This window comes from Pseudidiomarina woesei (assembly GCF_001418345.1).
Classification (GTDB): Bacteria; Pseudomonadota; Gammaproteobacteria; order Enterobacterales; family Alteromonadaceae; genus Pseudidiomarina; species Pseudidiomarina woesei.
Genome location: NZ_LIPW01000007.1, coordinates 1 through 11,784, shown reverse-complemented (window position 1 = coordinate 11,784; position 11,784 = coordinate 1). Strand labels below are relative to the sequence as shown.

Below are 11,784 nucleotides of genomic sequence, written 5' to 3'. Positions count from 1 at the left end.
AGCGTCATATGCCTCTTGAAGCATCAAACCGTAGGAATCGTGAGACAAAATGTGACTCTTGAGCTTCTCAATTGATACTGGAGTCAAATAGGTCGAAGGATTTCTTCCAACACTACTCGCCCACACTTCAACACAAATACTGATCTGTTCATCATTAATTAATTCAAATAATTTAGCCATAATCCCTCCAAGATACGCAATCAAAGTATCAAAAATAGCCTTGATGTTCTGTAATCCGAAGGCTGAATTTTCTGTAAGATAACATCACCACTTCAAATGTTTTGATACCTGTACTTTTTAAAACTAAATCAAGTTTCCCCAATCATTACTTCTGATTTTGGATTGCGGCGCTCTGAATGCGTTCGCGAATATTGGTTTCATACGACAGCGGGTACTTGTTGCTCCAGTAAATTAGCGTTGACGCCGCGATACCTGTAGCCTTGGCTAGATTCACAAATGATGAAAATTTCTTGCCGTTGTACTCAATTGTTCGAGCACTCAATTCAGCTGCTTTCTCGGCGCGTGTTATCCATCTGTAATTGCGTGGTCCGAAAGGTGTTTTATTATCAATACGGCAGAACAATTTGTCGGGATAAGGGGAGCTGTAGTCATCAGGAGCTCCTATGTCAGCACTGAAGCGATTAAATGACTGCCAACGGCTGCAAAGTAACCCTTTATTAAATTTGGCTTTCCAGATGCGGTAGAGTGGCTTTCCCGCGTAAGGCTTAGGGGAGTGGTGCCGTTGTTTGCATAAGATCTGTTGACCAGCTCTGAGACGTGAGATTGCAACATAAGATTTAACCCCACCGTTGGTCAGGTTTTCCACGTAGTTACCAAACTCGACTTGTGAGCTGAATGTCTGGCCGTCGAATTCGACGGGCTCCGAAATCAGGTTTCCAATCTGACCACCGGAGCATGCATTCAGTCCATTCGGCCACTGAGTTTGCTCTCTACGTATGTATTGTCGCTCTAAGTTGGCTAACCGCTTTATGGGAATATCTTCTTTCACTACCTCAACGCTAAATGATGCAGCACCGTTTTCTCTGATGGCATAGTGAAGGGGGAGTGAACTGCCTTTTCGAGCTAGATTACAGTGCTGATTCCAACGGCGACGCAGCCTTTGTCGCGTAAGGCCATAATATTTCATGCCCGATTCAATGTGCGTGATTCTGTAAAGTAGTCCTTTCTTCTCCTGGTGCGCTAGAGAGCTATTTTGGACTGCTTCGATCAATTCGTCTAAGGAGAGATCGGCGGTCTTCCTTTTTGCCTTAACCTTTGGATAATGGTGCTCTAGACCAACTTCACACATGAAACTCTTGATGCTGGGGAAAGTCTTTCCGATTTGGTCTGGAAAAAGACACTCATCGTATGTAAAACTAATTGCGCGTCCCGACCCACTAAACTTTTGGTAGTCTCCGATGGGAGTTCGGATAGCACGTTCCAAGCGTTGGTAATCTAGTGCAACATGTTGGTCCCGTTTTGACCTTACTCGGTCCCTGAAGACTTGATAGGGTACCTCCTTAATTTTGGCCTTTTCGTAATAATCAGATAAAACAACCTTAGTGCTATTGATATAAACAATTGTTTGGCGTGGCTTAGTAGGCATGGGGTCATTCCTCGTTACTCAAAGTGCCGAATAACTAGAAGGTAACCCTTTGAAAATAAGTAATAAATACGATTTGTGTTGTATTTATAGATTGGTTCTGGCACTGTGTGATCCACTGTGCACAATAGGTGGTACCTCAGCGCTGAGATACTTAGCGAAAAGATGTGAGAAGTCCTCGCCTATATAGGATTATGCTGACGCAGCCTTTCCCAATTTTTCTGCGGCCAACCTCGTTTTCACATTTTCAGAGGATACGTGAGAGAACGCTGAGCCGGGTAGTTATTTACTTTGTAACTAATCTTGATTAAAACCGAGCTTATCACTAGAATACACAGCAGCTCATCTACCAGCCTTCGTGCGTAAGCGTGGAAGGAGTTACGGCCCCGTCCTTACTCAGGGCGCGGCCAGCCTTTTATTTCCTCAACTATTCTTTTTCCAGCGCTTAGTGAATTTAGTTCGCTGATGTTTGTGCTCGACGTAAAAAGCAGTCCAGGGCAAAATATAATCCCTACGCTTAGCAAGCACGACGAGATAGCCTTCGGCTTCAAACCAGATATGAATGCGATCCTCGCCTTTGCGTTTTTCGGACCAAATTTTTAGGTTGGGGTCGGTATCATTTTCAATGACTGGGCGTGGCCACCGAATCCGTTCACAGCGGCGGAAATCTGGCTCTCTGTCAGCTTCACTATCGCCTGAGCTAGTTAGATGCCAAAAAGTAGCTTCCTTGCCATGTACGACTGGGTGACGTTTAAGCGCCAGCCTTCTACCTTGAAAGGTCGGGCTGGAGTGAACAAAGTCGTTACAGAAGATTTCGTAAATGGCGGCCAAGTATTTTGGCCAATCGCCATTATAGTCTTCTAAATATTCAAGCTCTGGAAGCCAATCAGGAGTTACGACCAAACCCTACCTCCGGGACTCCAAATCAAAAGATTAAACTTTTCTTCTCGCATCATTGTATTGAGCGTCAACTGGTAACCGCTGCGATGCTTTATTCGCTCTATTAGTGCCTCTTTGGCTTTACTACCTGACAATTCACGATGAAGGTATGACAGTGCACCAATTAATAGGTCTGCTAGCTGTAATTGCTCGACCTCATGAGACTGAACGCGTTTTATGTCTGCGATCATTTTCCTTGAAAAATCATAGGCGTTGCGACAAAGTACCTCTTGAAGGTTGCTCACTTTTTCGTGACCAAGCGTATCCTTGATATCGATATACACGTTGTATCGTGAGTTTGGATCGAAGATAGTTTTCAGCATTGTGAAGTACATTTTGTAGTACCAATCATCATGATCTTGGTTGTGTTTTTCGTGTTCTAATATACTTTTATCAGGAATGACCAACCCGCGAAAATGTAAGTCATCATCATCAAAGAAGTAGTCGATGATATCTTTATAAAAGCCGACTTTTGAGGGACTTACTTTGGTCCACTTGACTTCAAAGTCCCTCGTAAAACCATGCTTTTGTTTGATCTCTCGTAGTCTTTCCGCAATTTCCAGCCGCTTATCCCTTGGACACCAAACCGCACCAAGAACCATTGCTTTTTGCTTGTCATTCTCAAGGTGACACGACTCGTCACAGTAGACATTGTACTCTATGGCCATAAGCGAAACTCCTACCTGTTGCGCCTCTTAATTTCGGTTGAGCGCTTGTGTGATCTGGGTTCTAACTTCCATCGGGTCGCCCTTTTCCATGGTAGCCATAACGAAGACAGCTTTGCCATTTGAAGCTTTAGCCCACTGTTCGCCAATAAGCTTTTTCTCGCGGGAATCTCGGCTTTCGTCTGCAGCTCTATCTTTTCCCTTATACTCGACCACTAGCAGCCGGCCATCATCCATCACGGCAACAAAGTCGGGATAAAACTTATCGGTTGATGTCGGTAGTGAAAATGAATTTCGGTGGCGTGCCACATTGCGAGTCCAGTACTTAAGGCCCGGCAAAGCATCAAGCGCTAGAGCGCATTTGTGCTCTTCACCTCCATCCTTGCTATCGAAACTGGGAACCTCATCTGGTCCCATGAAGTGTTTTTTGTATTTGAACTGGCCGCCGCGATACTTAGGAACGTCGTAGTACATATCGTCAAAGAAGCGGTAACCATCATCGAACGATACTTCGACACGAGCCGCTAGTCCGAAAAGGTTTGTCTGATAAACTCTGTCGCGCTCAAGTTGACGAAAGTCTTGGATTTTATTCTTGAGCTTGCGAGCCAAAATGAACTTACAGCGCATCAGCTGTGATAACGGTATCTCGCGTTCCTGGGTTAAGTGCTCAACAATATCACTAAGCCATGATAATAGTTCGGCTTGCCCAATCCACGGGTCGCGAATACGGCTGTCGAGCCAGCGCACAAGGCTATTGACGGTCCAGTCTTCCACATCAATATCGAAAGCTAACTGCGAGGTTGCATCGGATACTGAAACAGTTAGTCGGTTACCGTCTAAATCAATTTCAAATGCATTGGTGGTTTCCACAATATCAAATTCGTCTGGCTTCAGGCGGGCAGGGTAGTCAGCAAGTGACCAGTCATGATACTCCATAAGAATATCTGTATCGCCAAATACCAGTTCACCTTGAACATTCGCCATCAAGCGAGGAACAATAAATTCCTCACCAAGGTGAGCGGGGGCTAACTCCCCCGGGTTTTGCTCTTTAAATTCCTTGAGTTTAGTTTGCAGTATTTCATGCATGTACTTGGGAGCTGTTTCAATTAAAGCCTGCTCTTCTCTTGGTTTAGGTACGCCGTAGAACTCAATTTTTGCATTTCCGTCTTCGCCCGAGGAAACTTTAATTTTGCCGGGCGCAACCTTTTGGAGTTCTCGTTGCTCTTCAGGCGTCGCCTTTACTTCAACGGTCATCGTTGGGCGACGTCGCTCAGGCTTGCCAAATAAACCGTCATCAAACCCTGGTTGTTCAGCTTCAATATTGTCTTCCGCTTCGCTTTCTTCAAAGCCCATATCAACGAGTTTGTCTTTCAGCGTCATGGCAGCTTCGGAGAAGTGCTTTGACACGAGTTTTGCGTAAGACTTATTGAGCGCTGCTTCTTTGCGTTTAGTCGCGTAGGGCATGCGTAGCACTCGTCCCAGCAGCTGCTCAGCATCTGTTGAGCTGCGTATGTTGGCAAGAGAACAGAAAACGTAGGCGAAGGAACAGTCCCATCCCTCTTTCAGGGCTTCGATTGTAATCACATATTCAATCGGACAATCAGGATCGAATAAATCAATTCCGTCTAGCTCACGCTGTGAGCCAGTGGCAACAGCAATTTTATTCTCGTCAATATTCTCGTTATCGATCAAGTGCTGCTTAAGAACCTCAACGGTAACTTCTTCATTCTTTTTTTGGGCCTGAAAAAGTACAATTGGGCGAATATAGCCATCACGATCTCTATCTGCGTGCTCTTGTAACTCTGCGCGCTTTAGGATGGCCGAATTAACCGCACCTTGCCAAGTTTCTGCCTCATCTAATACGACCGGCATCTTGATCATTTCTTCGTCTTTCAGTTCTTGAGCCGATACCGTATGAAGGATGTTGTTAAAACCCTTAGGCGTTGCGGTAAATTCGATACATGCAGATGGGTTTATGCGCTCATAGACTTCTTGACTTAAATCTGACCCGGCTTTGTGAGCCTCATCCATAATGACTAGCGGTTGGTGCATGTGCATTAGGTTGGCAAAGCTATAGCGCACACCGCTGTTTTGCGAATCATCAATAGGCTGTAAGCCCGGCGTATTTGCCGGTACTGCTGAAAAATGAGACTCCAGATTTTCATTGTGGGCGTAAACCTTGCGTCCGTCGGTATTCGTAACGCGGAGAGTTTGAATCGTACCAACTACAACACAAAGGTTTGAGCGCAAATCTTGCGGTGTGATCTGTGTGAAATCACCAATATCAAATACTCTCACACGGCCTTCGAACGCCTCATCGAGCACTTGGCGATAAGGATGACGAGGATTCTTCAAGGCCTCAGCGGTTTGCATGCGAATAGTGTTAGTCGGCACCAGCCAAAGCACCATCGGATAATCTTTCTCAATCCAGGCTTCCTTAGCGACTGTAATAGAGTGCGATGCCAATATTGTTTTGCCACCACCTGTAGGCAAGCGCAGGCAGACGTAGGGTACATCTGGAAGTGCTTTAATAGGTTTGTATTTCGAAGCAAATCCTTTCAATCGTTTGGCTAAATCGGGCTCCGAAGTCAGCGATTTATATGCTTCTGCTGGCCCGATGATACGAGCTTCTTCAAGGTACCGTCGTAACGTCGTTAAGGAGGCATTTTGATATTGTTTTAGCTTCATTTTCGCGCCTTGACATCGTATGGAGTTTGTTTGAATTCAATTTTTTCCGCTTTTAAAGTCGTCTCTGAGAGTGCGGTTCGTTCGCCATAAACAACGACCGGACCTTGGAAGCTACCCTGAGCCGCTCGAATCATCGACAGCGTTTTGCGGGTTAGGACGTTGCCACCTGAGATCGATTTATCGCCCAATATGCCGTTGTATAGCAGTGCATATCCACGGCCATCAAATTCACCAAGATACGGTTCTAATTTCTCAGGTTGGTGCCATGGTTGACCTGTTTCAGCAAACCAGATGTGTGCCGCTAACACAGGGAAGCGTATATCTGGTTGTATTTGCCCTTTGTCTGTAAATACTGGCGGGCCTAAGCGGTAAAAGCGGAAACCACCGCCGCCTTTCCAGTTTTGGGTCTCAGATATACCTCCTTGCTCGCCCTCAATGACCCTTTTTAGTCGCGGTACACAGTGAGTTTCAGCATGCTCCCCCATCTCTATGCCGATATATCGCCGCTTCATCTTGTGAGCGACAGCAGCTGTTGTCCCTGAGCCAAGAAACGAATCCAAAACGAAATCGTGAGGATCAGTTGTCATAGTAAGAATTCGCTCTATCAATTGCTCTGGCTTTACTGTGTCGAAAGGTGGGAGTTCTGGAAGTAGATTTCTCTGGTGCGATTTAGCCTGCCTCGACGTCTTTACATCGAGTAAAATAGTTTCATTCGGTCGAGTTGGAGTATCTGGCGCGAACTCCCTACTATAAGGTACCCAAACAGACTTTCCGGATTTTGAGCGTTTCTTCCAAATTAATCTGTTTTCTTCACGTAATTTTTCAATGCCAGCCCTGCTAAATGCCCAACGAGCTTCCTTACCATCATCATGAATCGGATATACATCGGTTCCATCAGGTGCTGTAATCGGAAACCACATTGATGGCCGATCAGACCGTAAACTGGCCTTGCCGTTTTTTTTGATTAATCTATCTCTGCAAGGTCTTCCGCTGGCTTCATCTGTTTGACTATAGGCACCTAGAATTGAGTTGTCGGGCTTTTGTTTGAATAAGGCCTGGTCTCGATTTTTACAGTAACACAAGACGTACTCATGGTTTGGCGTGATGGGGACCTTATTATCATTAGGACTATCAACTTTTTGCCACACGAAACTTGTAACAAACGAATTACGGCCAAATATTTCATCCATAATCACTTTGAGGTAGTGGCCTTCTCTATCATCGATGCTTACCCAAATTGAGCCGCTCTCCGACAGCAACTCTCTTAATAACTGTAATCGGGGCCACATCATAGCCAGCCACCTAGAGTGCTCTAAATTGTCATCATAATGTTCAAACGCTGACTTAGTATTGTAAGGAGGATCGATATATATACATTTCACTTGCCCAGCGTAATAAGGGAGCAGTGCCTTCAGTGCGTCGAGGTTATCTCCTTGAATGAGCATATTGTCTCCGTCATCGGCGCGATAACTCAACTCCGGAACTTCTTCAATCAGACGGTAAGGCACGCGCTCGGTAGCACGAATATCCTCATCTCTTGTTAACCACTTCAAAATCGGCATTTTTAACTATCTTCCTTAACAGAAACTTTCAACGTTTGTCGGCCCATTGCCAAACCACTGAGTGCTTTAGCGATCTGCTCCAGTTCGTTGGCTGCTTTTTTGTCCCAGTTATTATCAGACTCGTCTGTGCCATCAAATGACTTGATATCTACCAAACATTCATTTGTTAATTTTTTACTGCCGGGAAAACCTATCCTGTCACGCGAATACTTGCATTTAATCAACACAGGCTCATCGGCCAAAGCTTGAAATAGCCCACCGTATTGCCCCCATGTGATTATACGTTTTGCGTTGGGGCCTAGCGATGGAATTCCCGAGACCAGAGGGCCGTGGCTCATATTATTCGGTTTTGGCGCATCTTCAAATCCGAATGCGCGTTCTGGAAAGTAATCCGGTAAAGTGAATTTCACCCTCTTCGCCAAGCCGGGACCTATATTTTCAATAACCAAGTTAATTATTGACGGACGCCTGTCATCTGGCGTCGCATACACGATTACTTCGGGGTCTTTTTGGGTTCTTAGAAGTAAATAATTAAACAGTGTTGCTGTGACCGTAACTAGCGCCAGTATGACGCTAGTCCAAAAAATTCCAATTTCGGTCCACGATGCTTGGGAATAAAGCTCAAGACTTTCAGAGATCACGATAGCTCCTTGTGCTGCTTGAATGTCTGTGATGTAGCCTAAGATACAATTTTTGTGCGTTAAACACACTATTGATTATTTTCCACGTAATACGTTTTCAATATCTAGCCTTTGCACACATTTCGCCCACATTTCGCACACAAGAATTTAGTTTAATAATTGTACTTATATAGCCGTTTTAAAGGGGTGCAGAAGGGAGGGGTATGATTTACTGTATAAGAATTACCCCCCGTGTTTGCACACATGGCTACCTTAAAAATCAATGTCCAAATGGGCTAAATAAAATCTGTTAACTGAGACTTTAACAATTGAATTCAGTTTCTCGTCAGCAAAATGCGGCTACGAGCCCCTACAATACTCTGTATTGAAGCGTTTCTAGTTTTTGGTAACAACGCTAGTTTCTTTATTTAAATAGCGCCAGCAGTATTACAGGGCGCTTCAGGCGGATAAGAGCTTCAGTTCCACAAAGTTTACAAACTATTTAAGTAGTCACTAAGACTACAGGTGCATTCTAGTCACTTGAAGGCTTTGTGGGTACCAAGGTAACCTCAATCGAATCCCCAACCGACAAACCCATTGATGCGAGGAAGTCCTCGTCCAATGGAATGAATACGTTTTCATCATCATATTCAAGAATCGTACTTGTGAAAGAATGTTCCATATCAACTCCTTGTGACCGGTGAAGTTTATATTAGATGGTACGGTCGGTAAGTCAATCGTTGAAAGGGTATAAGATTTGAAGGTTGATGAGGACATTTTTTGTGAGGCACCGGGATGCGGTGCCCCAAGGTTTCCTAGGACTTTGCGATTAGGCTACTTTTGACAGCACTCGAGGGTTGGTCATCATCACTATGAGCTGCTGATATAGCGGATCTTCCTCTATAAGGTGGCTTACGAGTTCTTCCGGCTCAAGTATCATTAGCACGCTGTTGATGTGCTTTGCGCAAATCGAAAGTATCTCATGTCGAGCTTTGTTAAACGCTGCATAATCAACATCTGAGCTTCGGCCGGGGTTGATGGTAACTATCGATGAGACGATGTCTCCGGCCCCCAGGCGTTTGCCGAGATCTTTACTGATATAGTCAGCAAAGCCGCATGTGACTTCTGTGCGATACTTAACCGTTGATTTACCCCATTCAGCATTGTTTACTCTACATTCATACTGACTCATCAGTCTCTCTCTTGATGGGTAATCTTTAACAAGAACTGAATTGCTAGCTGAGCCGGCGATTTGTCTTAACTTTACTTTCAGCCCTTCAACCTTGTTCACCGGCAGGAGAATAAGCCCGTGCAAGTGATATGTGCCATCAGCAGAGCACTCAAACGAGAACACAGCATACTTTTTCGTTTCGCCCAACAGCTCAGCTAAAACACGTCTCAGAGAGTTCTTTATTCTTGTTCGAACTCTCTTAGTAAAGCTATCACCCCACACCTTCCGTGGGAACGTTACTGTTGGGGCCACCAAAACCTCTCCAAGGCCTCTAGATAGCCCTTTTAGCTGCAAATAAAGTGACCGGTACACCGGGTTGTAGTTGTAGCCGTCAGGAGCCGCATAGGAGCTTCTACGACTTTGATATTTTGCTTTTACGAGCTCAAGATTAGTGGTTAACACTCGAAGTAAACTTCCACGTAAATAATGCAAATAATCAAAGCCGGCTGAGGGCTTTCGGCCACGAACTGGATTTACAAAAGTATCTGGATACTCACAGTTAAGTTCGAGAAAAATCCGAGCGAGAGTAGCCGTGTTAGCAACAAGTAGCTTTCGCTTAACCCTCTTGGGATCATCTAAAAACTCAAGAACCAAGTTGTAAGCGTTTTGCTCGGCATCCTCGCGAATGGAATTCAGCTTTTGCGAGATATCACCGTCAATAGTGATGTCTTCTTCACCGGTTAGGTCTCGCCAAAAAGCTGTTTCCTGCTCTCTTCTTTTTGCGGCTTTGATTTTGTAATCCGCTAGTATTTTTAAGACAGTCATTTGATTTACACTGAAGTAGGTTTTTGCCTACTTTTCCTTACTACTAACACTACATACTAAACAACTACTGGTTAAGACCGAATTTAGAGCTAAATCAGCTTTGAATGAGAGCCCACGGCGCGTGGGCTGTAGCTGAATTTGTATGTCAGTGCTGAGATACCAAAAAAGATAAATTTTTGAATGCGTCGAAATTTGTTCAACAAGCTGTTGGTAATTCTTGTAGCCACTTGTTTATGTCATCGACTAACCAACCAACGCAGCGTTTGTGGATCTGTTTTGGCTTGGGGAAAGTTGGCTCTTTTCGCATGCGAAATAGAGTCGATTCGCTAACGGATAATAGTTTTGCGAGATCTGATTGTTTCAGGATTTTTGGCATGAAAGCCCTCCGTTTTATTTAGTTAACAGGTTTAAAAATTACCTTTAAAGTCTAAATAATCACGAAGAGCTTTTGAGAATTACCCTCGGTCAAGATGTGACCAGATGTAATGTTTTTTTCTTGTCCGATTGTACTGATGAGCAATTATTTGATTGTTTGGTGAGTTTCGAAACAGTTCGTTATCAATCTGTAAATGTTCCCTTCTCGGTATCGCTTGGCTAACTCCTGAATAGTTTCATCTTGATTCCATTTAATTTTTCTCGACGCTAATTCTTGTTTTCCTGAGGCTTTGTATTGCTCATGGCTATAGTTTAGCAATCGGACGTTACGTTTTTCTTCAATGGACTGTTTAGCCAAGTCTAGTAACTCTTGGTTGGTAACCAACCGGTTAAGTTTTACTGAATGCGATATCACATCTAGCAGAAATAAGTCAGGACCGGAATCTTCCGGAAGCATTGAGTAGTAGAGGGCACAAATTTTGATTTTTTGTATTGCGTTATATTGACCAATGAGCAGATCCTCGATTCCAGCAAGTCTTTGAGACAGGTTATATTTAGTCGGGATGATCGATTTAATCTTTCCTTTCGGAACTTGATTACGTCTCATGTGGAAGACACGGTCTCGGATTACAAACTGATAGAGCTGGCGTAAAAATGGCAACACTAAGCTGAGAATCTGAGTTTTAGAGCCGAACGTTAAATGCTTCCACTGAATAACAAGCGGAGCACTCAATTCAACGCTGAGAAGGTGTTCAAACTGTCGGTCATCGTCATTTAGAACCAGTTCGTTCAATTCAACTGACTCGGTCATCACGAGGTTTGCTAATTGCCCCCTCGAGAGGTAAATCTCGGCGGAGCGGTTTTTTGAAGGATTTACGTACCATTCATTCCGCTTAACTTGCGGGTAGATTTTTGAGAATTCCCATGACTTGACCTCTAAATCATTTTTGTGAAAATACTCAACCTCAAAAGTTTCATCAGCATCACCTATCGGGGCAATGCCATTGTAATCCCCCCATTTTAAGCAGCAGTTATTCGTAGAATTAATGAACCGCTTGCGTTAATTGTTTGGGCGGAATGCCTCCGATGGCCGTGTTAGGGCGTTCGTTGTTATAAAGCCAAAGCCACTGAGTGGCAAGTTCTTGTGCATGTTCGACGCTTTCAAACAGGTGTAAATCGAGCCATTCATGCCGTACTGTTCGATTAAATCGCTCAACATAAGCATTCTGAGTCGGTTTACCTGGTTGAATGTAGAGCATCGTAATTTGATGCTTTTCAGCCCAGTTAATCAGCTCGCTTGACAAATATTCTGGACCATTGTCGCAGCGAATAGCAG

Annotated in this window: 10 protein-coding genes; all 10 read right to left on the bottom strand. The window is 44.3% G+C overall.

Annotated elements, in window-relative coordinates:
- Positions 1-325: 325 nt before the first annotated feature.
- Entirely contained in the window at positions 326-1,606 is a 1,281-nt protein-coding gene (locus ASC40_RS09695; protein ID WP_055439617.1) for a GIY-YIG nuclease family protein, read from the bottom strand.
- Between the two features lie 420 nt (positions 1,607-2,026).
- Complete coding sequence (locus tag ASC40_RS09690; protein ID WP_055439616.1) at positions 2,027-2,506, bottom strand: hypothetical protein; 480 nt, start codon at positions 2,504-2,506, stop codon at positions 2,027-2,029.
- The gene (locus tag ASC40_RS09685) at positions 2,497-3,210 is read right to left on the bottom strand and encodes a DUF3800 domain-containing protein (RefSeq protein WP_055439615.1); all 714 of its coding nucleotides are present in this window, start codon (positions 3,208-3,210) and stop codon (positions 2,497-2,499) included. The genes ASC40_RS09690 and ASC40_RS09685 overlap by 10 nt, the downstream gene beginning before the upstream one ends.
- Positions 3,211-3,237: 27 nt before the next feature.
- Positions 3,238-5,895 (bottom strand): DEAD/DEAH box helicase, encoded by a 2,658-nt coding sequence (locus ASC40_RS09680; RefSeq protein ID WP_055439614.1) that lies wholly within the window; start codon positions 5,893-5,895, stop codon positions 3,238-3,240.
- The gene (locus ASC40_RS09675) at positions 5,892-7,457 is read right to left on the bottom strand and encodes a site-specific DNA-methyltransferase (protein WP_055439613.1); all 1,566 of its coding nucleotides are present in this window, start codon (positions 7,455-7,457) and stop codon (positions 5,892-5,894) included. Before ASC40_RS09675 ends, ASC40_RS09680 begins: the two co-directional genes overlap by 4 nt.
- 2 nt (positions 7,458-7,459) lie before the next feature.
- On the bottom strand, positions 7,460-8,098 hold the full coding sequence (locus ASC40_RS09670) for a hypothetical protein (RefSeq protein WP_055439612.1): 639 nt from the start codon (positions 8,096-8,098) through the stop codon (positions 7,460-7,462).
- A gap of 808 nt (positions 8,099-8,906) precedes the next feature.
- Positions 8,907-10,073, bottom strand: coding sequence for a hypothetical protein (locus ASC40_RS09665; RefSeq protein ID WP_055439611.1), 1,167 nt, complete (start codon positions 10,071-10,073; stop codon positions 8,907-8,909).
- A gap of 196 nt (positions 10,074-10,269) precedes the next feature.
- Positions 10,270-10,449, bottom strand: coding sequence for a helix-turn-helix transcriptional regulator (locus tag ASC40_RS12110; protein WP_055439610.1), 180 nt, complete (start codon positions 10,447-10,449; stop codon positions 10,270-10,272).
- Positions 10,450-10,593: 144 nt separating this feature from the next.
- Positions 10,594-11,259, bottom strand: coding sequence for a hypothetical protein (locus tag ASC40_RS09655; RefSeq protein ID WP_055439609.1), 666 nt, complete (start codon positions 11,257-11,259; stop codon positions 10,594-10,596).
- A gap of 232 nt (positions 11,260-11,491) precedes the next feature.
- Positions 11,492-11,784 (bottom strand): integrase core domain-containing protein (locus ASC40_RS09650; RefSeq protein ID WP_141656140.1); only part of this gene is annotated, 293 nt, incomplete at its 5' end.